Raw genomic sequence first — 24,086 nt, 5'->3', positions numbered from 1 at the left:
CGAGATGCTATTAGAATTTACTAAAATGCATGGCCTAGGCAATGACTTTTTGGTGCTGGACTTAATCAGTCAGCGCGCATTTTTAGATACGATGACCATTCAGCGTTTGGCAGACCGTCATTTTGGCATTGGTTTTGATCAGCTTTTGATTGTTGAACCGCCCGATATGCCGAATGTCGATTTTAAATACCGGATTTTCAATGCAGACGGTTCTGAGGTTGAACAATGCGGCAATGGGGTACGCTGCTTTGCGCGTTTTGTACATGAGCGTAAGCTGACCACGAAAACCAAAATGAAAGTGCAGACCAAGGCTGGCATTGTAGAGCCGGAACTGGGGCAGAATGGCTGGGTCCGCGTGAATATGGGATATCCTAAATTCCTGCCGCATGAAATTCCATTTCTTGCAGAAGAACCTGAAAATTTATATGACATTCGCTTGCCTGATGGCGAACAGCTCACGATTGATGTTGTGAATATGGGCAATCCGCATGCTGTGACAATTGTCCCTGATGTGATTCAGGCAGATGTCGCGCGTTTAGGCCCGCAGCTGGAGTCGCATGAGCGGTTTCCAGCGCGGGTGAATGCAGGCTTTATGCAGATCATTGATGAAAAGCATGCGCGTCTGCGTGTGTTTGAACGCGGTGTCGGCGAGACTTTGGCTTGCGGTACAGGCGCTTGCGCGGCAGCTGTTTCAGGCATGCGCCGTGGATTATTGGCAAATTCAGTGGAAATTGAATTGGCTGGCGGCAAACTGCAAATTGAATGGCGCGAAGGCGATGTGGTTTGGATGACCGGTCCGACTGCAAATGTCTACGAAGGCCGTTTGGATTTGAGCTACTTCCAAGGTTAAAGCCAAATTAAGCAATAAAAAAAGCACGGTCGTAAGATGGTGCTTTTTTATGCCTGTAAATCAGTTATGCTGTATAAAAGAATGCATTTGCCTTGAACTTGAATGACACCATTGATATTTCTTCCTGGCGCATCCGGCAGCCTTGAATTTTGGCATCCATTAATGGCCTTATTGCCAGAGCGCTATTCCAAACACATTATTGGCTATCCCGGCTTTGGTTCAGTGCCCATGCAGGAAAGTGTCTATGATTTTGATAGCCTGAGCCGTCATGTACTGGCACAGGTTGATCAGCCGTGCATAATTATCGCGCAATCGATGGGAGGCATATTGGCGCTGCAGGCTGCACTGCAGAAGCCTGAGCTGGTGAAAGGGCTGGTGCTCATTGCGACTTCAGGCGGTATTGATTTAAGCCCTTTCCAGGTTGAAGATTGGCGGAGCGCGTACAAGAATCAGTTTTTAAATTATCCCGACTGGTTTGCTGCTGTTCATTTGGATTACGCCAGCCAATTATCTAAGATTAACCAAGAAGTGCTGCTGTTGTGGGGCGATGCAGATTTGATCAGCCCAGTTGCAGTCGGACGGTACTTAAATCAGAAATTTCAACATTCAACACTGCATATTATTCAACATGGCGATCATTTATTTGCAGCGCAGCATGCATCGGAAGTGGCTGAATTCGTCACCGAATATTTACATGCTTTAGAAAGCAGCGCATGAGGCGACAGTATGTCCTCTAAAATAGATGCATTTGCATTGCTGGGTATGTGGCTCAAAGAGCGGGAAATTCAAAATCAGTCTGCGCATACCCTGCGGGCTTATGAGCGCGATGTTTCGGACTTTATTCTATTTTGCGGCAAACGGAATCTTCCGTTATCAGATCTGGAAACCTCGGATCTGCGTGAATATTTGGCATATAAGGTCGAGTGCCATCAACTCAGTTCCAGCAGTTTGCAGCGCATGCTGTCCGCGATCCGTCAATTTATGAAATGGGCGGAGCATAGTGAATATATGCGTTTCAACCCTGCCGATAATTTCCAGCTAAAGCGCCAGTCCCGCCCTTTGCCGGGTTTGGTGGATATCGAAACGGTCAATCAAATTTTGGATCAGCCAGCGCCAGAAACAGAGGCGCAGCAGCAAATGTGGCTGCGGGATAAAGCGATTTTAGAACTGCTGTATTCCAGCGGGCTGCGCTTGGCGGAAGTGCAGTCGCTGCGGATCAAAGATGTTGATTTTAACCGGCAGCTGCTGCGCATTACCGGTAAGGGGAATAAAACCCGTATTGTGCCGTTTGGCGCAAAAGCCAAAGAAGCTGTCATGAATTGGCTACAGGTGTATCCATTATGGCACGGTGATTTTGTACCCGAGGCCAATGTATTTATTACCCAAAAAGGCAATCCTTTAGGCGCGCGGCAAATTGAAAACCGGGTGAAATTTCAAGCGCAGCGGGCAGGGGTCAATGTGGATTTGCATCCGCATTTACTGCGTCATTGCTTTGCCAGCCATATGCTGTCCAATAGCGGGGACTTGCGCGCGGTACAGGAAATGCTGGGACACAGCAATTTAACCACAACTCAAATTTATACCCATGTCGATTTTGATCATTTGGCGAAAGTTTATGATCAGGCGCACCCGCGGGCAGCTAAAAAATAAACGAGGAGCATGAAACTCCTCATTTATTTTTTAGCAAAGAATTATAGCGCCGGGCTGTGAACAGGGACTTGGCGTGCAGGATTTGCTTTCTCAAAAGCTGTCGCAATATTCAACAATGTTGGCTCATCAAATTCACGTGCGATGAATTCAATATTGATGTTCATTGGATAGCTGCTGCGTGATGATGTCACTGTTTTAGCCGGCATGGAAAGGGCAGGGAAGCCGCTAAATGGACTGAGGCGGTTATTCGTTCCAGCAGATGGGCTGTTGCCTAAGTCGGCAGCTAAAGCAGTCATGGTTGGATAGGCCAAGGCATCGTAGCTTGTGCCCTTAAATACACCGTTTAAGTCTGTATGGTCTAGGGCCGCATTGAGATTTCCGCGAACATGCGGCGCGCGTATCACAGTATTGAGATGATAGCCTTCAATAAAGGATGCTGCCGTTGGGTCACGGTCATAGTTATTGAAAGTCGCAATCATCAGGCCGCTTTTTTGCAGGTCTGCATAAGATTGAAAAATGCTTTGCGTGGTTTTTAAATAAGCACTCAGTGATGTCTTAAACTCATAGGCGGAAAGGCTGGAGTATTTGGTTAAAATATTGGCTAAATCTTCAATGTCTACTTCTTCGACAATCGCGCCCGCAGCTTTCATTTTTTCTACAGCTTGATCCATAGCATCATTAACCAGTTGGCCATCTTCACTCATCACGCCGCGGCTATTGGGCTGTGCATAGAGTGCCCGAACCAAGCCAATGCGTTTGCCTTGTAATGATGCAGTTTCTGCTGGAACATAAGAATTTGGCACAGAAAACAAAGTACGGTATTCCGTTTCGGAAGCGACTAAAGGCGCAAGACGGTCAAAATCATTGCGCTGATTAGATGAGGGGGATGGATCATAGCCAGTTAAGCTATCTATTAAAATAGCGCAGTCGATTGCTTTGCGGCACATTGGGCCTGCAGTATCTTGGGTAGGCGCCAAAGGAATAATACCGTCTTGGCTGACCAGGCGCAGTGAAGGGCGTAGGCCAACCAAGCCTTGCACGGCGGAAGGAATACGAATAGAACCGCCAGTATCTGTGCCAATGCCAATTAATGCTAAGCTGGCATTAATTGCAGCGCCAGTGCCTGCAGATGAACCTCCAGGCCCTTTCGTCAGGTCATAAGCATTTTTAGTTTGCCCGCCATTTTCATGGCTGGATTTACCGCCAAAACCAAAAGCAAATTCATCTAAATTGGCTTTGCCTAAAATAATGCCGCCATTTTCTTTAATTTTATGAATGATATAGGCATCATCTTTTGGGAAATTGTCTTTCAGAGCGGGTGATCCAGCGGTATTTGCCATGTTCATTGCATCAATATTATCTTTGGGCAAGACCGTTACACAATGAAGGGGGCCTTTGAGTTGGCCTGTATGTGCATAATAATCGTCAAGGGCTTGGGCGTCTGTTAATGCGGACGGATTAACAGAAATAATGCTGTTTAATGTGGGGCCTTTTTTATCATAAGCTTCAATTCGGTCTAAATAGCTTTGCACAATTTGAACACAGCTGGCGCCTTTACTTTGAATCGATTGATGCACACTTGCAATACTGGCTTCAACTGGGGTGAATGCAATTGGTTTTATAGTTTCATTATCTGCATTCGATGCAGATTCATCTGAATCGTTACAGGCGCTTAAAAATGCAGAAAGCGATATAAGTAGAATAGTTTTTTTAAAGTTCAGCACAGATGTTTTCCTCGGTGATCGTATTTGATCAGAGAAGCAATGCAAGTGTTGTGCCATCGAAGATGTTGATGTTATGAGCTATTTTTTGAATGAAAAAATGATTGCTGCAGTGTTTTGTGCGTATTTGAATCATTTTTTGCACAGTAAACATGCATTAAATTTCAATTAATTTTGAAATGATTAAAAAACGGTAACAATATTGAAGAAATCTAGACAAAAGCATGCAAAGAACATAAATTATTCGAAAGTAAATGTTTTAGATGCGATTAATAGTGATGCTTGCACTAATGTAGAATAAAAAAAAGGCAATTTTTCACGTATAAAAGAATGCATCAATGCGTAGGGTCAGCTTAAGCGAACCGAGGAGTCGTTGCTGTTCCGAAAAATGCGCATCAAGAATTTAATTGAAAACTAGGCAAAAGAAATGATTTTGGATATTCAAGACAAGTATGATCAGCTCAGCTCTAAACAAAAAGAGATTTTTGCTGGTTATGGCCTTCGGCAAGTGAAGCATTTTGTGGAAATCAGTTTGCCCAATATTGAGCCGTCTCTTCCTGTAAATGCAGTTGTGCAGGGGGTGAATGCCAATGGCAAAGTGCAAGCCATTCATGCAGATACACAAAAGGCTTATCTTTGGATTTCTGACCTGCAATGGCAAGAAACGCAATCTCCGACGGCTTCTTTTGACTCTAAGCAGGACTTTATTGAGGTCTGGCAAATCTTTGAGCTGGCTCAATATGAATTGATTGATTTAAGCCATATTCACCGTGATTTTTTAGAAAATCAGCCTGTTTAATGCAATACAGCGTATGACGCAGTAAGGGGCTATTTGAATTCAGTTTCGGGTGATTGAAATAGCCTTGATGCTGCATGCCTAAACGCAGCATCACATTTTCAGACGCTTTATTTTGAACGGCCGTGAATGCTTTCACTGTTTTTAGCTGCAAAACCTCAAAGGCGAATCTTAGGCATTCGTCCGCGGCTTCAGAGGCATAGCCTTGATGCCAAAATTCGGCAGCTAAGCGCCAGCCAATTTCAGTGCAAGGCGAAAATTCAAATAAATCCGGCTGAAAATGCAGCCCAGTAAATCCAATAAACTGTCCTGTTTGCTTTAATTCCAGCGCCCAGAATCCCCAGCCATTTAAATCTATATGCTGCTGAAATTTTTCTGCCAGCGCATCGCTTTCTTGTGTGTTCAGCGTTTGTGGAAAATGCTGCATGACTTGAGCATTGGCATTCATGTGCGCAAATGGCGCTAAATCTTCAGTTTCCCACGGCCTGAGAGTCAGCCGTGCGGTTTCTAAAATGACTGGCGGCTTAATGTCTGGGCCGTTTCGCATCATAAATCTTCCAAAGGCAGCTGATAGCTTTGTTTAACGATCTGGCTCGGAACATCTGTTTTTACACTGGTAATGCCGTTGCGTTTGGTTAAATGCGTGGATTGAAATTTACGGTAGCTTTCTAAATCCGGCACAACCACTTTCAGCATGGCATCGCATTCCCCTAAAATAATGTAGCACTCCATCACTTGCGGCAGTTCTTTCATCGCCTCAATGAAGGTATCAATCGTTTCGGCATCTTGGCCTAGCAGCCAAATACGAGAAAACAAAATCAATTGAAAGCCAATTTTTTGCGGGTCGACCACCGTAGTATAGCTTTGAATGACGCCGGCCTCTTCAAGCAGTTTTACACGGCGTAGGCAGGACGATGGTGACAGGCCAATGGTTTTTGCAAGATCATTGTTTTGCATTCGGCCATTATTCTGCAAAGAGCGAATGATAGTTTTATCAATACGATCGAGCTTTACTAGAATTGATTTGGAAGAAATTTTCATAAATTAGAATTATATTCTAAAAATAACAATAAATTTAGAATAAATGAAATCCTATTTTAGTTCAATTCACAGATACTATTTTTGTCCATCCATACAGTGATAGGAAAAGAAAATGTCTGTATTAGTAGTCTTTGCGTTAACGGTAACTCCGCTAATTTTTACCCCTGGGCCAGATATGCTATTTATTCTGTCTCAAGTGATGGGCAAAGATGCAAAAGCAGGCATGATGGCAACTGTTGGTGTATGCACAGGTTATTTGGTGCATTCAGTTTTAGTGGCTTTAGGTATTGCTGCAATTATTGTCTCTTTTCCAATTTTGTTTGAAACCATCCGCTGGCTGGGGATCGCTTATCTTTTATATTTGGCGGCGCATTTAATTAAATCTGTGTTTAGCAATAAAAAATTGAGTATTGAAAAGCAAAGTGCGTCAAATCCTATAAAAAAAGGATTTTTTACCGCTTTGCTAAACCCGAAAGGCATGCTGATTTATTTTGCGATCTTGCCGCAATTTATAGATCAGTCAGGCAACACGGTCACTCAGGGTCTCGTTTTATCTTTGATCTTTATTACTTTGATATTTATTGTGTACTGCAGTTTAAGTTTGGTTTTTGCCAAGATTACGCAAAAAACCGAGATTGATGCACGTAAACAAAAATGGATCGATGGCACCTCAGGCGGATTACTAGGTCTCGCTGCGGCGTGGCTGATTGCAAACTAAAATCAAGCCTATTCATTTGATAAAAAGCCTGCATTTTAAGCAGGCTTTTTATTGAGATATAAGCAGAAGAGTTGTGCTTTAAAATAAATGGCCTGAATTTTTCAGCGCAATAAAGCCAGTTTTAATTTTGAATCAATTCCGGATTGCATAAATTCGCTACAAAAATATGTCATCTATCTTAAATGACACAAACACTATGATATGCGCACCAGTCATTTCTGCATAAAAAAGAATCATGACTGATCGGAAAAAGATATTAAATCAAATCTTTTGATGAACCTAATCAAGTAAAAATATAATAAAAATCAATGCTTAAAAAATAACTAAATAAGTCGTGAAAACAAATAAATAAAACCATTCTGAAAAAGTGTGAACGATAAGTTCAAGGAATTTTACGGATTTTTACAGGTCTTTCGATAATTGTGACTTGACCCAAATGCCAATCACATTGCAAGATAGGGCACCTAAAAAATTTAAAGTGAAGAGTTAATATAACTTTTCTCAACATTTACATTTGCTAAAACAGCCGAGGATTACATGAAGGCTCTTGTTGCTGTAAAACGTGTGGTTGATGCCAACGTTAAAGTTCGTGTTAAACCGGACAACAGTGGGGTTGACCTTACTAACGTTAAGATGTCAATCAACCCATTCTGTGAAATCGCAGTGGAAGAAGCGGTTCGCTTAAAAGAAAAAGGAACTGTTTCAGAAATCGTTGTTGTTTCTATTGGCCCTAAAGAAGCTCAAGAACAAATCCGTTCTTCTATGGCGCTTGGCGCTGACCGCGGTATCTTGGTTGAAGCTGATGACAGCCAGCTAGGCGCGCTTGAAGTTGCTAAAATTTTAAAAGGCGTAGTTGATGCTGAACAGCCTCAATTAATCCTTCTAGGCAAACAAGCAATTGATGATGACTCAAACCAAGTCGGCCAAATGCTTGGCGCTCTTCTTGGCGCAGGTCAAGGTACTTTCGCTTCAGCAGTTAAAGTTGAAGGCGATAAAGTACAAGTAACTCGTGAAATTGACGGCGGTCTGCAAACTGTAGAGCTTGCGCTTCCTGCAATCATCACGACTGACTTGCGTTTGAACGAACCGCGTTATGCTGCTCTTCCAAACATCATGAAAGCGCGTAAAAAACCGCTTGATACTAAGTCACCAGCTGATTATGGCGTAAACCCTGCAACTAAGCTTAAAACTGTTAAAGTTGAAGCGCCTGCAGAACGTAAAGCTGGCGTACAAGTGAAGTCTGTAGACGAGCTTGTAGAAAAATTGAAAAACGAAGCGAAAGTGATCTAATACAGAAGGATAAAAATCATGAGTATTTTAGTTATCGCTGAGCACGACAACAAAGCACTTAACGGCGCTACTTTAAACGTTGTTGCTGCAGCGCAAAAAATCGGCGGTGATATCACTGTATTGGTTGCTGGTTCAGGCGCGCAAGCTGTTGCTGACCAAGCGGCTAAAGTTGCTGGCGTAAGCAAAGTATTGCTTGCTGACGACGCTGCTTATGCAAACCAATTGGCTGAAAACGTAGCTAAATTAGTTGCTTCTATTGGTTCTGGCTATTCGCACATTCTCGCTGCGTCTACTACAACTGGTAAAAATATTCTGCCTCGCGCAGCTGCGCTTCTTGATGTAAGCATGATCACTGACATTATTGCAGTCGATTCAGCAAATACATTCAAGCGTCCTATCTATGCAGGCAACGCGATTGCTACAGTTCAATCTGACGAATCAATCGTTGTTGCAACTGTACGCGGTACTGCATTTGATCCAGTTGCTGCGGAAGGCGGTTCTGCTGCAGTTGAAGCGCTTGCTTCTGCTGGTGATGCTGGAATTTCTAAGTTCGTTTCAGAAGAAATCGTGAAATCTGAACGTCCAGAATTAACAGCTGCTCGCATTGTTGTATCTGGCGGCCGTGGTGTTGGTTCAGGTGAAAACTATCACACTGTGCTTGACCCATTAGCTGACAAGTTAGGTGCTGCTCAAGGTGCGTCACGTGCTGCAGTAGATGCTGGCTTCGTACCAAACGATATGCAAGTTGGTCAAACAGGTAAAATCGTTGCGCCAGAACTGTATATCGCTGTAGGTATCTCAGGTGCGATTCAGCACTTGGCAGGTATGAAAGAGTCTAAAGTGATCGTAGCGATCAACAAAGACGAAGAAGCGCCTATCAATGCAGTAGCGGACTACTGGTTAGTCGGTGACTTGAACACTGTAGTTCCAGAATTGGTTTCTAAAATCTAATTTCTGAAATTACTGTTTCAAAAAAAACCCTTAGATTATTCTGAGGGTTTTTTTTGAGCTGCGCTTTTGAGTCAGTTTGGGTTTTTATGAGTCCTAAGGCTGTTGGGCTTAAATTCAGTTGAAAGAGATTATTGGGTCTGAGAAATCAGATTTAACCGCATGTTTGATGGGCCTTCAGCAGATAAAAAAATCATAACATCTTACTATTGGCCAGAGTCTAAATTTTTGTCTAAAAAATATTCAAATTTTTAAAAAATATAACAAGATAGCAGATTGTCAAAACACACATTTAAAAGCAGATTTATGCTATAATTTACGGCTGTATTTTACATTTTGACTCATGCTTTTGAGTGAAATTTTAGCTGGATTTACGACATATAAATGCGGGTCATTTTTACCTGTATAATAAGGAGTATGCATGAGCGTATCGGAAATTAGACCGATTGCCATTGAGGATGAACTCAAAAGTTCATATCTCGATTATGCGATGAGCGTAATTGTATCGCGTGCATTGCCGGATGTGCGGGATGGTCTAAAACCTGTTCACCGCCGTGTGCTTTTCGCAATGCACGAGCTGGGCAATGACTACAACAAAGCGTACAAAAAATCTGCCCGTGTAGTCGGTGACGTGATCGGTAAATATCACCCGCATGGTGACTTCGCCGTTTATGAAACCATCGTCCGTATGGCGCAGGATTTCAGCTTGCGCTATCAATTGGTTGATGGTCAGGGCAACTTCGGTTCGGTCGACGGCGACAGCGCTGCGGCGATGCGTTATACCGAAGTCCGTATGCGCAAGTTAACCCATGAACTATTGGCTGATCTTGAAAAAGATACAGTTGAATGGGAAGACAACTACGACGGTTCTGAGCGTATTCCGCAAGTCATGCCAACCCGTGTGCCGAACTTGCTGATTAACGGTGTAACCGGTATTGCTGTCGGTATGGCGACGAATATGGCGCCGCACAACATGACTGAAGTTGTGAACGCTTGTTTGGCCTATGCCAATAATCCGCAAATCAGTATTGAAGGATTGATGGAGCACATCTCTGGTCCAGACTTTCCTACAGGCGGCATTATTTACGGCAAATCAGGCATTGTAGACGCTTACCGGACAGGTAAGGGGCGCTTGCATATCCGCGGTAAATATCATATCGAAGAAGACCAGAAAACTGGCCGCGGTACAATCGTATTTACAGAAATTCCTTATCAAGTTAACAAAGCAAAAACCATTGAGCGTATTGCGGAGTTAGTGAAAGAGAAAAAACTGGAAGGTATTTCTGAGCTTCGTGACGAATCAGATAAAGACGGCATGCGTATCGCCATCGACTTGAAACGCGGTGAAAACGCCGAAGTGATCGTCAATAATCTATTTTTAAATACTCAGCTGGAAAACTCTTTCAGCATCAATATGGTCTGCCTGGACAACGGCCAGCCAAAATTGATGAACCTGAAAGATATTATCGCGGCCTTTGTCCGTCACCGCCAAGAAGTGGTTACGCGCCGCACCATGTTCGAATTGCGCAAAGCGCGCGAACGCGGCCATATCTTAGAAGGTTTGACGGTTGCTTTAGCCAATATTGATGCCATTATTGAAACCATCAAAACGTCTGCGAACCCTGGTGAAGCGCGTGAGCGTTTACAGGCAGGCGAGTGGGCTGCGGGCGGTGTTGTTGCTTTGCTGGAAAAAGCAGGTTCAATTTCAATCCGTCCAGATGAAATTGAAGGGGAAGATCCAAGCCGTCCATTCGGATTGGCAGGCAATGTCTACCGCTTGTCTCCAGCGCAAGTTGGCGCAATTTTAGAGTTGCGCTTACACCGTTTAACGGGCCTTGAACAAGATAAGCTGCATGCTGAATATACTGAAATTTTAGGTCAAATTGCTGAATATACAGCAATTTTAAATGACTTTAATTTATTGATGAATGTGATTAAAGAAGAGCTTGCATTGATTCTGCAGCAGTATGGCGATGCGCGCCGTACCGAAATTGTAGAGTCGCGCATTGACTTCTCGCGTGAAGATTTGATTCCAGAAGAGCAGGTTGTGCTCACTGTTTCTCAAACAGGATATGCAAAAACACAGCCGCTTTCTGACTATGCAGCGCAGCGCCGCGGCGGCCGCGGCAAGTCTGCGACCTCAATGAAAGCAGATGATTACATTCAGCATTTGATTGTGACATCAAACCATGCAACAGTATTGTGCTTCACCAATGTTGGTAAAGTTTACCGCCTGAAAGTATTTGAAGTGCCGCAAGCTTCACGCGGTTCAAAAGGCCGTCCAATGGTGAACTTGCTGCCGCTGGATGCTGATGAAACCATCACAGCAATCTTGCCGGTGATTGATGCGCCGAAGAAATTCAAAGAGCGTCTTGCTGACTTCCGCAGTTTCGTGAAAGCAAATGCTGAAAGACTGAAAGCAAATGAAATCGTCAATGCGCATTATGATGCGCTGGAAGCTGCGTTTGCAGAACTGGCTGATGGCGATGACCTTTCTGATGCATTGCGCAAACAGCTGAAAGAGCTGGGTATCGAGCTTTCTGCGACTGATTTGGACGATGAAATTGTCGCTGAATTTGCAGAACTTGCAGAAAACTTGCGTAAAAACTTCTATGTCTTTATGGCAACAGAAGCAGGTACGATCAAGCGTGTTGAACTTGAACAGTTCTCGAATGTCCGTTCCAATGGCTTACGCGCAATTGAGCTGAATGATGAAGACACCTTGATTGGTGTAGCCATCACTGACGGCGAACAGCAAATCATGCTGTTCTCGAACGAAGGCAAGGCGATCCGTTTTGCTGAAACAGATGTTCGCGCAATGGGCCGTTCTGCGAAAGGCGTGCGCGGCATGCGTGTCACTATCGGCGCAGCGCAAGCGGAAGAAGCGGAAGATGCTGATACAGATTCGGATGATGACGCGGCAGATTCTGCATTTGTCAGCCGCATCGTTTCTTTGGTGGTGGTGCCTGAAACAGGCGAAGTGCTTTGCGCATCTGCTAACGGTTACGGTAAGCGTACGCCAGTCGATGACTTCCCAACCAAGAAACGCGGCGGTAAAGGCGTCATTGCAATTAAGACCTCTGAGCGTAATGGCGAGCTGGTCGGCGCAGTTGCCATTGATGCGTCTAAAGAGTTGATGCTGATTTCTGACGGCGGTACTTTGGTTCGTACCCGTGCGTCAGAAGTTGCGCAAACTGGCCGTAATGCTCAAGGTGTGCGTTTAATCCGTTTAGGTGAAAATGAAACACTGGTTGGCGTAGAGGCGATTGAAGCTGTGGAAGAAGATGATGAATTGCTGGATGATGCATCTTTAGCGGCATCCGCTGAATCGGCGGCAGATGATGAAATCATTGCTGAAAATACAGAAAATGAATCTGATTTGAATGAGCCTGAAGAAGACTGATTTTAAATCAATAAAAAGGGCGCTTCGGCGTCCTTTTTTCTATGTCGGCCCTAGATAGATGGATGAGAATGATGATGAAGCTTCAATATGCTGTATTGGCGTCTGCACTGGCTTTAGGCGGCTGTGAGAAATTGGGTCAGCAAGCGATGAATGCGATTCCTGACCCGAGCGCAGCGCAAGCTCAGGCGGCCCAAGCTGCCTATGATGACTTGCGAGCGCAGAATTTTAGTCAGCTGATGACGCGTTTAGAGCCGGAACTGCAGGCGCGGTTCAGCGGCAATGAAAAAGAAATGCATAAATTTGCGCGCGGCTTGCCAAAGGAAAACTATAAAACCAAGAAAATAGTCGCGAAAAACATAGTCAAGGCAACCAATCAGCCCAGTAAGTATACGGTGACGTATGAATATGCGTATGACAAAAATTTAGTGCAGTATGATGTCAGTTTTGACAAGGCGGGCGGCAGCGCGAAAATTCGTGATTTAAGCGTGTCTGTATTTGGTGAGAAGATTTAAAACAGAATTTGCTGTTTTTTTGATTCAATGGGAATGAAATCTAAAAAAGGATGTTGAGGCATCCTTTTTTTTGTTGCAGATTGAAGCACCGATTTTATGCATTTAAATAATCTGACGGTATTGCAATTAGCTGAAATATTGACAGCAATGCTACGGATGTAAATTAGCGAACATAATTGTGTGAATACGTGTTTAACATTAGCATTGTGCTACAGTTCAAATGAGCAGAAGCATAGTGGAATGATGATGATCGGAGCCAGCACGCAGCAAAATAGCAAATCGGCAGTATTGTTTGAAGCTTTAATTCAGCGAAATAATGAGAAAATCATGGTCTTAGTCGGACAGAATGTCCGAGCAGCTTTGTTTCAGAATACAGACGCTTTAAACCATGTTTATGGAATTTTACCGGATTATTTTTTGAACCAAGCTGAAATTATTGCTGTTGCGCAGATAGATGAAAAGGCAGTCGGTGAAATCACGAAAATTGATTACGCATATATGTATCCAGAAGAAACAGTGTTGTTTTCTGTGGTTTACCAAGGACATGAGGGGGGAGATGAAGTTGTAGGATTGTGGTTGGATGTACAGCATAGTACCGCTATTTAAATCACTATACTTTATATTGAAGCTTTAAAATTTTCATAATTTGAGGTACAAAAAAGGACGCCGAGGCGTCCTTTTATATGCAGTCAATTTTAGAGTGTGTTATGCAGCTTAGGATCGTAGTTCTTTTGCTTTTCGTAATCGAACTCGCCTTCCCATTTACTGATCACGAGAACAGCCAATGCATTGCCGATCACGTTCAGAACAGTACGCGCCATATCTAAGATACGGTCAATACCGGCAATGAATGCAAGGCCTTCGAGCGGAATGCCGACACTGCCCAGCGTTGCTAACAGTACGACGAAAGACACGCCAGGAACGCCAGCGATGCCTTTAGAAGTAATCATGAGTGTCAAGACAAGAATAACTTGCTGGCCCAGGCTTAAATCAATGCCGTACAACTGCGCAATGAAGATTGCAGCGATACTTTGATACAGTGTTGATCCATCCAAATTGAATGAATAGCCGATTGGAATCACGAAGCTGGTAATCGGTTTTGGCGCACCGTAAGCTTCCATTTTTTCCATAATGCGCGGCAGCACTGTTTCTGAACTGGCAGTTGAATAAGCTAAGATCAATTCATCTTTCAAGATTTTAATAATCGCCCAAATGCTGAAACCGCAAATTTTGGCAACAAATCCTAAAACGACAAAAATAAAGAAGAAAATAGCGCCATATACCAATAATGCAAGTTTGACTAAAGGCAGTAATGAACTGAAGCCAAAGTTCGCGACAGTCGCAGCGATTAAGCCGAATACACCTAAAGGCGCAAACATCATAATCATGTGAGTGACTTTGAACATGGTTTCAGAAACGGCATGCAAAACACTGATCAGCGGCTGTTTAGTTTCTTTTGATAAAGAGCCTAAGCCAATGCCAAACAGCACCGAGAAGAAAATAATCGGCAGCATTTGCCCGCTGGTTAAAGCAGCAAAGAAGTTTGGCGGGATCAAAGATAATACAGTTTGCACCAATCCATGTGAATGCGAACTGACTTCATGGGATGTTTCCTGATATTTGGAAATATCCACTTGGGTCAGGGTCGACATGTCAATGCCAGCGCCGGGCTGGAAGACATTGGCTGCAACTAAACCGACAATAATTGCAATAGTGGTAATGATTTCAAAATACAAAATGGTTTTGAAACCCAGTTTACCCACATTGGAACCATGACTTGCATTGGCAATGCCTAAAATCAGCATTGAAACTACAAGCGGGATTACAATCATTTTAATAAGGTTAATAAAAATTGAACCCAGCGGGGTCAATAAATTATTTACTAAGGCATCACGGTATTCAGGAGAATAGTGGAGAATAGAGCCTAAAAGTATACCTAAAATGAGTGCAATTACGATTTGCCATGCAAGGCTCATCTTAATTTTTTTCATACTCAGCTCTGAAAAAACTAAATTAGGGACAAAAAAAATCTGCATGAACTCTTGCGCTGCATCTAAAAAATGGCGCTGCAAAGGCAAGAGGAATTTTGGCAGATTTGATTAAGCCTATTTTGAAGTTTTTATGAAAAATGAGCTAACTATTTTTATGATATTGCTGTTGATTGGTGTTTTTTCTTTCAGTTTTATTTAATAATCCGATTTAGGTGATAAAATTAAGTTATGAAACAAATAAAAATGATTAATAATTGACTAGTTTGGCTTAAGTTTTAATCTATAGTAAGACCAGCATAGGCAAACGCCGGCAAAAGCGCTTAAATAGATTAATTTAGGCACAACAATGCTGGTCGGCACTCCCATCTGGTTCAGCTGGATAAACATTTGAATGCCTTGGGTAGAAGGCAAAAAACTGCCTAGCCCCTGCATCCATAAAGGCATTGCTGCGTGCGGCCATGCCGTGCCAGAGAGCAAAAATAGCGGAATTGAGGTGAATACAATCAGATGCCCAGCCCGTTCAGGCATATCTAAAAATGAGGCCAGCAGCATAGCAAGGGCAATGATGCAGCTAATGAATATCGGTACCGCGATCAGCATGCCCATAAAATTTCCGCCGCGCGGATAATCGTACAGCCAGAAGGTAAAGCCGAACAGATAGAAACAGCCCAAACAGCCAATCGTAAGTATGGCCGCGAAAATTGCCCAAAATTCAGCTGCAGCAGGTTTCCATTGATACTGTTCACGGTAGCTTGCCAGCAGCATGCACAGTCCAAGTACAATGGTCTGGTGAATAATCAGCGGCGCAACTGCAGGGAAAATATAACTGCCATAGCCAGATAAGGTATTGAATAGCGGTATTTGATGAATGGACAGTGCAGGAGAGAAATGTGAAATATTGCCAAATTTTTCTGCCTGTTCCGCCAGTGCATTTTCAATAGATGTGGCAAGGCCAAGGCCAATTTGTTTGGTTTTTAAAAAATTTGCAGCGCTGAGATATAAGCCGACACCGCCAACTTCGCCATGGCGGATGCTGTTGGATAAATTGTCAGGCAAAAGCAAAATGCCATCCGCCTGCTGGCGCTGAACCATTTGTTCAGCTTCTAAAAAGTTAGCTGTGACTGCCTTAATCTTTACATTTGGACTGTTAGAGACTTGTCCAATAATTGCGGATGTCATTGCACTTTGTTCTTCATCGACAATCACAATCGGCAAAGCCTGCGCTTGCTGCGCCTGATAAGCTGTAGGATAAAAAAAGCTGTACATAAAGACCGACAGAATCAGCGTGGTCAAGATAGATGAATTGGCAGCAATGTTTTTAAAGGTTTGAATGTAGTAGTGGAAAAACTGTTTCATGACTGAATCTCCTTGGCGCATTTTTTCAAGAAGACATAAGCCAGTGCAAAATACAGCACGCTATATACCACGAGCAGGGCAAAAGGCTGCAAGGAAGATGACAGCGGGCTGCCAATCACCCATTGTTCGGTTTGCAGTTTGGCATACGGCGTGTAGGGGATAATATGCGCCCAAAACTGGGTGAACATCGGGGCATTATTGAGGGGCAGGGTTACGCCTGCAAAGCTGAGCGATGAACCGCCGTAGACGGCAATCACGCCAAAGGTTTTCGACAGGTTTTTTGTGGCCAGCACAATTGCGCTGCTGATAAAGGCATAGGCGCTGTACAGTAAAATCTGAGCGAGCAAAATCAGCCACAAATGGCCTGCGACAAACCAGCCGCGGATGCCAATCAGCCAAATCATCCACAGCCATGTCCAAATGCTAAAAATTAAAATATAGACCAAATTTTTGGACAGCAATGCACTGAACAGCGTTTGCCCATGCAGCCATTGCTGTGCGGTGTTAAATTTCAGTTCCTGCCCTACAGAAAAAGCCACGCAGCAGCAGAGCAGCAAATGCAAAATGGCTGGAATCATGTAGGGTTCTAAATAGAACTCATAATTCAGCCCGGGGTTATATAGCGGAGAAACTTTGACGTTCGGTGTTGGCACATCTAAATAAGGGAGGGTATTTTCAAAGTAATTCTGACCCATAAAATCAGCCATGGCCTGCAGCGTCCCAAGCAGCATGGCAGACGAAATGGTATTGCCCACACTAAAATAGCTTTGATTATAGGCAATGCTGATTTCAGCATCTTTGGCTTGCACCAAGCGCTGTTCTGCACCCGCTGGAATGTGCACATAGCCCCAAATTTTATTTTGATTCAGCTGCTGTTCGACTTTAGTTTGACTGTCACTGATGAGCGCAATTTTCACAGCGCTGCTCAGGGCTAAATGATGTTCGATGCTGCGGCTTAAATTGCTGCGGTCTTGATCAATAATGGCAATCGGCAAATATTCAGGCTTGCCTTGAGCAAACATGCTGCTGAACAGCACAACAATAAATAAAGGCGCAAGGGTGACTAAGCACAAGTCCCATTTGTGCTTAAGTAAATACTGCAATTCACGCCAAACGCCTGCCCGCATATTTATTGCGCCTCTTTCACTTTAAATAATACGCTCATGCCGACTTTTAAATCTGGCATGGCCTGTACAGGCGCAAGATGCACTTTAAAGCTGCGGATGTCATAACCGCCGGTTTGGCGGGTGGTTTTAATGGTGGCGAAATCACCTTCAGCATCAATATATTTAATTTTAAATTCAGCCGTTTGGCCCAAGGCAGGAATATAGCCGCGCATGGTTTTGGCTTTATATACAGACTGATATTGATCTTCACGGACATTCAGGCTGACGTGCAGATCATCATCTTGAATAATGCTGACTACGGGAACAGCCATCGCAACCAGCTCTGAGGGTTTGCCGTAGGTTTTAGATACCGTTCCATTGATCGGCGACAATAATTTAGTTTCAGCCTCTAAAGCATTCGCTTCGGCTACTGCGGCTTTGGCAATGCTGACCTGCGCATCTGCAGAAGATTTTTGCTCTGGCGTGCTGCCGCGTTTGGCGCGGGTATACTGCTGATACGCAGCTTCTGCTAATTCAGCCGCGGAAATAGAAGCGGCGTGCATTTCATCTCTGCGCTGACGTGAAATAACGCCTTCTTGAAACAGTTTGGCGCCGCGCTGATAGGTGGTTTGCGCTAAGTTCTGCTGCGCTTTCATGCTTTGCCAGTTGGCATACAGCGTGGCAATGTTTTCTTCCTGTGAACCGCGGTCTGCCGTTGACTGCAGCGCTAAAGCAGACTGCAGTACTGCAAGCGCCTGCTGTTTCTTCGCATCAACTTCTGGGCTGAACAGGCGCACCAGTTCTTGGCCTTTAACGACTTTTTGACCATCATGCACATACATTTCTTCAATGCGGCTCGGCACTTTGGTGGAGACATGAATGGTTTCGGCTTCCACCCGGCCTTGCAATTCGACTTCTTTGGGCTGATAGCTTTTCCATAAGCCAAAAGCAATTAATCCAAGCAGCAGAATCAATACCATGCAGACGGCGATTTTAACGGCTGCAGATTTTTTAGGATTTTGCGGCGCAACGGCGGACTGCTCCGTCTGCTGATGCTCAGAATCATCTTTGGGAGCCGTTAAGTTTTTTTCATGATTGGCATTCGCGCTTTCAGATACAGAGGAGTTTGTCTGAGCATCATGATTGGACTGCTCAGGTGAAATAGGCTTCTCTTCAGATTCAGGTGAGTTTTGATCTTGATTCATAGGATTCCCCATCTGAAATTAGCGGACATAGCGTGTATTGGGCTGATTGATATAGCCCTGGAACTGTTCAATCGAACCGTGGCTTTGCAGTAAAGCTGCCAGTGACATGACATATTTATAAGCATTTAGCGCTGTTTCTGTTTTCAAACCGCTGAGTATATTCTGCGCATCAATCACTTGTGTTGCCGTACCCATATCTTCTCTAAAAGACAATTCCTGAATGCGTAAATTTTCTTGGGCGGCTTTTACGTTTTGCTGCAGCAATTGGTCACTTTGCTGTGCAGTAACCACTTCGCTATAAGATTTATAAATGATGTTTTCAATTTCTTGCTTGGTGCGCTCAGTGATCAGCTCTGAAGCATAACGCTGCAACTCGGCTGCCTGCACATTTTTGTTTTTATCGATGCCGGAGAATAAGTTGTAGCGGGCTGCCACACCCACAATCCAGTTTTGCTTATCGTCCAGGCTATATTCGCCAAAAGCAAAGACACTGGGTTTTTTCGCGGCGTTTTGCACTTTGACATTGGCTTTGGCCAGCCGCGTATCCATCTGCATTTTTTGAATGAGTGAAGACTGTTCAGGAAAACTTTTCAATAGGCTGTTTAAAGCCAAGTTTTGTGTCGAATTGACAAACAGCGGAGTGCTCAGGTCAGTAATTTGGCTGCTTTGCAGTAAGTTATTCAGCTGAAATAAACTGGCTTTATAGCCGGCTTGCGTATTTTGATGGGCGCGTTCGGCATTATTACGCGCGACTTCAAACTGCATGCGCTGGCCTTTGCTGATAAAGCCTTGCTGTTCCAGCTTGAGCGCATTGCTGTAATGTTTTTGCATGGACTGCAAATTAAATTGACTGCTGGCCTGCAGCTGTTTTTGCAATTGCGCATTAAAATAAGCCTGTATGAGTTCAAAGCGCTGCACATCCTGCTGCTGTTTGGTGTTGAGCAGACTGCGCTGGGCTTTAATATTAGCGACTTCTTTAGCGCTGGAAGTCAGCCCGCCTGTATATAAAGGCATCATAATGGATACGGTTGGGCGGATCACCTGATCATTTAATGCCACTTGATATTCATCTGGAATTAAGCCGACACCATCATGGATGGTTTGGTTTAAACCTTCTTTCAGCGGGTCGGCTAAACCGCCGAGATTCGGGTTAGAATTTTGCCATTCATCAATTTTGCTGTTGACGCCATTTGACAGCGACTGTTCTAAATTGTTTTTGATGGCCCCTAATGGGATATCCAATTCATTATGAAAGGCATAAGCGCGCACGTTTAAATCGACCCGCGGCAGCCCAAGGCCTTTGACTGCCTCTGCTTCCAGCTGTGATGCCTGCTGCAATGCCTGATTGGCTTTGGTGCTGTAAGAGTCTTGCAGTACGTTTTGCTCAGCCTGTTGAAAGCTGATGCTTTGGGCAAGGCAAAGCGAACTGAACAGTAATGAAACCGTAAAAATTGAACTTTTCACTATAGCGCTGGTTATATTGTTCGCTTGATTTTGTTGTTGTTCAGATCTGCATAAACTTGATGAATGCTGTAACATCAAATAGATTCTCCGTATCGTCAAACCCAGTATAAAGCAACCGTTCAGCGATATGCTTCTTATACAGCTGTTCATTTTTTTGAAATTGTTATCAGGATGTAATAAATCAGAATAATTGGCTATATTATATTCACATCATCATGTTTAATAAATATAAGATGGATTTACAAGTCAAAGCGCCAAATAATTTTTCAGATTCATATACCTTAAATGAAGCGATTGCGCTGTTTTATCAAAAAAATGGCTTTGGCCCAATTGTGGGTGACCGTGAGCCTTTGACGGTAGGTGTATATACAGGCTGTTTAATTGTGCCAATGCCCAATATTGGCGTGCGCCATAAATATTTAAAATATCACGATATGCACCATATTTTGACGGGCTATACGGTTGGGCGGATTGGCGAAGGCGAGGTCAGCGCTTGGGAGCTGGGCACAGGCTCAATGTTCCGCCATCCAATTTTAGGCGTGATGAATTTGATTGCGCTGTCTACAGGCTTTTTCTTAAAGCCGAAACGGATTGTGCACGCTTATGGCCGCGGGCTGATGAGCTCAAATACCTATGATTTAAAAACACGGCAATGGATTGATGCAAATGGTGATGCGCCTTTATCTCAGTTAAAGCAGCAAAAGCTAGAAAGCAAAAAATCCGTTTTTATGCCTTGGCTGCGCTGGGTTGAGTTTGCTTTTTATTTAAGCGCAGCCATGCTGATTCACGCCATTGTGGTAATTCCCGCGTTAATTTTAAGAATCGTCAGCTATTTGCTGGCAGGTGAGCCCTTTATTGAAATTATCAAACCTGCAAAAAGATCAGATCTTTATTGAAGATTTAGCTTTAAATGTCCGACAGCATTGAAATATTTTCAGGATAAATTACTGCAAGCACCGTCTATCTGTGGTTAAATGCCATCATTTTATTGTGTCTCACTCTGAAAGGAAAAATCATGCGCGCGTACAACTTCTGTGCTGGTCCTGCTGCATTACCTACTGCCGTTTTAGAAAAAGCCCAAGCTGAAATGCTGGATTGGCATGGCAAAGGTCTTTCCATTATGGAAATGAGCCACCGCAGCAAAGATTATGTTGCAGTTGCAGAAAAGGCAGAGGCGGATTTACGCAAACTCATGAACATTCCTGAGAATTATAAAGTGCTGTTTCTGCAAGGCGGCGCATCTTTGCAATTCTCTGCAATTCCGCTCAATTTGCTGGGCAAAAACAGCAAAGCGGATTATATCCATACCGGTATTTGGTCTGAAAAAGCGACTAAAGAAGCGCAGCGCTATGGCGACATTAATGTCATTGAAGCGGGCACAACCGTAGATGGCAAAATGGCAATTTCTGATCAAAGCACGTGGAACTTATCTGACGATGCCGCTTATGTGCATTATGCAGATAATGAAACCATTGGCGGTATTCAGTTTGCAAATATCCCAGAAACAGATAAGCCTTTGGTTGCAGATTTCTCATCGAGCATTTTATCTGCGCCTTTAGATGTGTCTAAATTCGGCTTGATCTATGCGGGCGCGCAAAAAAATATCGGCCCTGCAGGTTTAACAATTGTGATCGTTCGTGACGATCTGTTGGATCAGGCAAAACCTGAAATTCCAAGCATCTTAAAATACGCTGCGCAAGCCAAAAATGATTCGATGGTCAACACACCGTCTACATATGCATGGTACCTGTCTGGTTTGGTATTTGAATGGCTGCTTGAACAGGGCGGTGTAGATGCCATTTATAAAGCGAATTTGGCAAAAGCTGAATTGCTATACGGCTATATCGATTCAAGCGATTTTTATGCAAATCCGATTGCAAAAGCTAACCGTTCTATTATGAATGTGCCATTTACGTTAGCAAATCCTGAGCTTGAGAAGCAATTCTTGAAAGAAGCGGAAGAAAATCATTTGCTGAACCTTGCGGGACACCGTTCTGTTGGCGGCATGCGTGCAAGTATTTACAATGCAGTGCCTTTAGAAGGTGTGCAGGCGCTGGTGAATTTCATGGATGACTTTGCGAAACGCAATGCATAATCCTTGAAGATAAAAAGCCCATCGAAAGATGGGCTTTTTTGTATCTGCTGAATTAAAGAATAAAAGTGTGGAGTAAATATGCACAGATCATCATGCCTAAAACAAAAAATAGGCAGGCCATAGGCTCGACATGATATCGAGAAATCAGGCTGTGTCCGGCTTGCTGTATGTTTTCTTCTTGCACGATTTTCATAGATATTTATTGTCCGATCTATTTATCGTTAAATCCTATTTGTAATTTTTATTTTTACCATAAAATTTTGATTAAATAAAGTACTATCTTGATTAAAATTGCCAAACTGCTTGATTTATTTTAAAAGATGAGTAAGAAGCATAAAAACTTGCATATTTTCAGTCATCTAAAATTTAATTAAGGATTTAAAATCCTTATGATTGAATATTAAATAATCACTAAAAAGGATTAATTTTGAATTTATAAATGTGGATAAGTGCATTTAAGTTTGAATTTAAAATGCTGACTTTTGATTATTAATTGTGGATAAAATTTCAGCGGATTATCAATTATGTAATGAAATTGTCTATCAGCTAAAATAAAAAAAGCCCAAGTCTGATTTGTACAGAAAGAGGCTTTTTGAATTTAAATTAAGCAGATTTTGTGTAAATATTCGCCTGAATCCAAATGTTGCCGCGAATGAACTGGCCAACCTCATAATTTTTGTAAGCTGGGTCTTTTGTGGCAATGCGGATCAGCACGGCGGGCTGATTTTCTTCGTGAATTAAAGTGACATCGTAAAGCGTATAGTCCTGATCCATAAACTGCATGGATGACTTGCCGACAATATTGCCTTGGAACCAGGCTTCATCTTCCTGGCCCATGTTTTCGCCGTACAGATAAGCCACCATTTTTGAAAAATCGACTGTGACAGGGGCTTTATCATCTTCAGACTGCGGTTCCCAAGCTTCAATCTGTTCCTGCAGGTTTGCAGGCGCCACACCATTATTGGCGGCTAAAATATCGTTTAAAGCGCGGTGGTGTTTGATTGAGGCCGGGTCATCGACAACTAACTGCTCATGTTCGGCAACGGCTTCTAACTCATAGGCCCAGCCATTCAGCTGCACCAAATAGTCCTGACCCTTTTCATATTGGCTGTGGTTAACGCTGTACAGGCTGTCAAAGGCATATACGGAAGTGTCGGCGCCTAAATTTAAGCACAGTACGGCTTGAATATTGGACTTGCAGGTAATAATCCGGTCAATGCTGGCCTTGAATTTATACGGGCTCTCGAAGCACGGAAATGCGGTTTTTACCGCTTTTGGTTTGTTGTTTTCAACTTCAATCACTTGAGTCAGCTGTACTGACGCTTTACTGGGGCCCTGAATCAGCCAGGTGCCGGTGTCCATATCGCATTCTGCAGCGCATAAGCCCATCGGCATCACAGGAGCATCCAGAGCTTGACCGAGCCATTGAGGAACATCGGTACACGGTTGTTCTGTTAATAAATTCCAGTGTTCAATGTGGCTACCGAAGTTCTGATCTTCAATAGTGATCATTTCTGGTCTGTTCTGATTTTTCATAAGCACGATTGATGTTGGGTTGTATTTATGTATTAAATCGAGGGTTATTTGAAATTTTCAAGTCTTGAGCGCTAAATATTCCGTATTCAGCTGTTATTTTCAGTCTAGACCATGTCAAAATGGCTGCATAGAAGTGAATGCTCAAGATGCTGATGTGCAAAATCAATAACGGCTTAGACATCTATTCTTATTTCATCTGGACATTTTTCTGCTTTAGCGTTCAATGAGATTGCATCAAGTTGTGGAACATTGTTTAAATATCAATCGTGGAATATAAAAAATCATCAAAAAAGCCAAGATTGGCAGGTCTGGGCTTTTTGGTACATGATAAGCCATTGAAAAATATTTAATAAATTTAAGATGTTATTCACCAATTAAAATGTCTATGCGATAAACCATTTAAA

At 43.3% G+C, this 24,086-nt stretch carries 21 protein-coding genes; 12 read left to right on the top strand and 9 right to left on the bottom strand.

Translation table 11 applies throughout. From position 1 onward, the window contains the following. Positions 1-4: 4 nt before the first annotated feature. The 3 genes from dapF to xerA all read left to right on the top strand — a co-directional run bounded on the left by dapF (position 5) and on the right by xerA (position 2,500). The gene (gene dapF / locus OKC24_RS07200) at positions 5-850 is read left to right on the top strand and encodes a diaminopimelate epimerase (protein ID WP_265464927.1); all 846 of its coding nucleotides are present in this window, start codon (positions 5-7) and stop codon (positions 848-850) included. A 102-nt stretch (positions 851-952) separates the two neighbouring features. Beyond that, positions 953-1,567: an alpha/beta fold hydrolase gene (locus OKC24_RS07195; protein ID WP_265464926.1), complete on the top strand. Its 615-nt coding sequence runs from the start codon at positions 953-955 to the stop codon at positions 1,565-1,567. A gap of 9 nt (positions 1,568-1,576) precedes the next feature. After that, the gene (gene xerA / locus OKC24_RS07190) at positions 1,577-2,500 is read left to right on the top strand and encodes a site-specific tyrosine recombinase/integron integrase (protein WP_265464925.1); all 924 of its coding nucleotides are present in this window, start codon (positions 1,577-1,579) and stop codon (positions 2,498-2,500) included. A 41-nt stretch (positions 2,501-2,541) separates the two neighbouring features. Here xerA and OKC24_RS07185 read toward each other — a convergent pair whose 3' ends face one another. Beyond that, positions 2,542-4,224, bottom strand: a complete 1,683-nt coding sequence (locus OKC24_RS07185; RefSeq protein WP_265464924.1) for an amidase — start codon at positions 4,222-4,224, stop codon at positions 2,542-2,544. 424 nt (positions 4,225-4,648) lie between these two features. Between OKC24_RS07185 and OKC24_RS07180 the strand changes: the two genes are divergently transcribed. After that, the gene (locus OKC24_RS07180) at positions 4,649-5,020 is read left to right on the top strand and encodes a hypothetical protein (RefSeq protein ID WP_130146593.1); all 372 of its coding nucleotides are present in this window, start codon (positions 4,649-4,651) and stop codon (positions 5,018-5,020) included. Here the strand turns inward: OKC24_RS07180 and OKC24_RS07175 are convergent. Beyond that, positions 4,926-5,567, bottom strand: a complete 642-nt coding sequence (locus OKC24_RS07175; RefSeq protein ID WP_265464923.1) for a GNAT family N-acetyltransferase — start codon at positions 5,565-5,567, stop codon at positions 4,926-4,928. The two genes, OKC24_RS07180 and OKC24_RS07175, sit on opposite strands and share 95 nt — an antisense overlap. Beyond that, complete coding sequence (locus tag OKC24_RS07170; protein ID WP_130146591.1) at positions 5,564-6,058, bottom strand: Lrp/AsnC family transcriptional regulator; 495 nt, start codon at positions 6,056-6,058, stop codon at positions 5,564-5,566. Before OKC24_RS07170 ends, OKC24_RS07175 begins: the two co-directional genes overlap by 4 nt. A 112-nt stretch (positions 6,059-6,170) precedes the next feature. Here OKC24_RS07170 and OKC24_RS07165 point away from each other — a divergent pair, with 112 nt between their 5' ends. The 6 genes from OKC24_RS07165 to OKC24_RS07140 all read left to right on the top strand — a co-directional run bounded on the left by OKC24_RS07165 (position 6,171) and on the right by OKC24_RS07140 (position 13,535). Beyond that, positions 6,171-6,776: a LysE family translocator gene (locus tag OKC24_RS07165; RefSeq protein WP_265464922.1), complete on the top strand. Its 606-nt coding sequence runs from the start codon at positions 6,171-6,173 to the stop codon at positions 6,774-6,776. Between the two features lie 537 nt (positions 6,777-7,313). After that, positions 7,314-8,066 (top strand): electron transfer flavoprotein subunit beta/FixA family protein, encoded by a 753-nt coding sequence (locus OKC24_RS07160; protein WP_265464921.1) that lies wholly within the window; start codon positions 7,314-7,316, stop codon positions 8,064-8,066. A gap of 18 nt (positions 8,067-8,084) precedes the next feature. Beyond that, complete coding sequence (locus OKC24_RS07155; protein WP_265464920.1) at positions 8,085-9,017, top strand: electron transfer flavoprotein subunit alpha/FixB family protein; 933 nt, start codon at positions 8,085-8,087, stop codon at positions 9,015-9,017. A gap of 418 nt (positions 9,018-9,435) precedes the next feature. Continuing rightward, positions 9,436-12,417 carry a DNA gyrase subunit A gene (gene gyrA, locus OKC24_RS07150; protein ID WP_265464919.1) on the top strand — a complete coding sequence of 994 codons (2,982 nt, stop codon included), beginning with the start codon at positions 9,436-9,438 and terminating at the stop codon, positions 12,415-12,417. Between the two features lie 74 nt (positions 12,418-12,491). Then, complete coding sequence (locus tag OKC24_RS07145; RefSeq protein WP_130147015.1) at positions 12,492-12,929, top strand: DUF5065 family protein; 438 nt, start codon at positions 12,492-12,494, stop codon at positions 12,927-12,929. A 240-nt stretch (positions 12,930-13,169) separates the two neighbouring features. Further along, entirely contained in the window at positions 13,170-13,535 is a 366-nt protein-coding gene (locus tag OKC24_RS07140; RefSeq protein ID WP_131275788.1) for a hypothetical protein, read from the top strand. Positions 13,536-13,624: 89 nt separating this feature from the next. Here OKC24_RS07140 and gltP read toward each other — a convergent pair whose 3' ends face one another. From gltP to OKC24_RS07115, 5 genes are all read right to left on the bottom strand, one after another. Beyond that, on the bottom strand, positions 13,625-14,920 hold the full coding sequence (gltP, locus tag OKC24_RS07135; RefSeq protein ID WP_005008605.1) for a glutamate/aspartate:proton symporter GltP: 1,296 nt from the start codon (positions 14,918-14,920) through the stop codon (positions 13,625-13,627). Between the two features lie 258 nt (positions 14,921-15,178). Then, on the bottom strand, positions 15,179-16,276 hold the full coding sequence (locus tag OKC24_RS07130) for an ABC transporter permease (RefSeq protein WP_265464914.1): 1,098 nt from the start codon (positions 16,274-16,276) through the stop codon (positions 15,179-15,181). Then, positions 16,273-17,403, bottom strand: coding sequence for an ABC transporter permease (locus OKC24_RS07125; protein WP_265464913.1), 1,131 nt, complete (start codon positions 17,401-17,403; stop codon positions 16,273-16,275). Before OKC24_RS07125 ends, OKC24_RS07130 begins: the two co-directional genes overlap by 4 nt. Positions 17,404-17,405: 2 nt before the next feature. Continuing rightward, positions 17,406-18,587 (bottom strand): HlyD family secretion protein, encoded by a 1,182-nt coding sequence (locus tag OKC24_RS07120; RefSeq protein WP_265464912.1) that lies wholly within the window; start codon positions 18,585-18,587, stop codon positions 17,406-17,408. 18 nt (positions 18,588-18,605) lie between these two features. Beyond that, positions 18,606-20,126: a TolC family protein gene (locus tag OKC24_RS07115; protein WP_265464911.1), complete on the bottom strand. Its 1,521-nt coding sequence runs from the start codon at positions 20,124-20,126 to the stop codon at positions 18,606-18,608. 158 nt (positions 20,127-20,284) lie between these two features. Here OKC24_RS07115 and OKC24_RS07110 point away from each other — a divergent pair, with 158 nt between their 5' ends. Together OKC24_RS07110 and serC are read left to right on the top strand one after the other, a co-directional pair. Beyond that, entirely contained in the window at positions 20,285-20,947 is a 663-nt protein-coding gene (locus OKC24_RS07110) for a hypothetical protein (protein ID WP_265464910.1), read from the top strand. Positions 20,948-21,066: 119 nt separating this feature from the next. Then, on the top strand, positions 21,067-22,146 hold the full coding sequence (serC, locus tag OKC24_RS07105; protein WP_219191208.1) for a 3-phosphoserine/phosphohydroxythreonine transaminase: 1,080 nt from the start codon (positions 21,067-21,069) through the stop codon (positions 22,144-22,146). Between the two features lie 603 nt (positions 22,147-22,749). On the opposite strand, the gene OKC24_RS07100 is transcribed toward serC, so the two are convergent. Beyond that, a complete protein-coding gene (locus OKC24_RS07100) occupies positions 22,750-23,682 on the bottom strand; it encodes a hypothetical protein (RefSeq protein WP_265464909.1) in 933 nt (310 codons plus the stop codon). Positions 23,683-24,086: the final 404 nt, after the last annotated feature.

Source organism: Acinetobacter entericus (assembly GCF_026168575.1).
Lineage (GTDB): Bacteria > Pseudomonadota > Gammaproteobacteria > Pseudomonadales > Moraxellaceae > Acinetobacter > Acinetobacter bouvetii.
The sequence above is the reverse complement of the archived record's forward strand: the minus strand, read 5'-3'. Positions and strand labels throughout refer to the sequence as shown.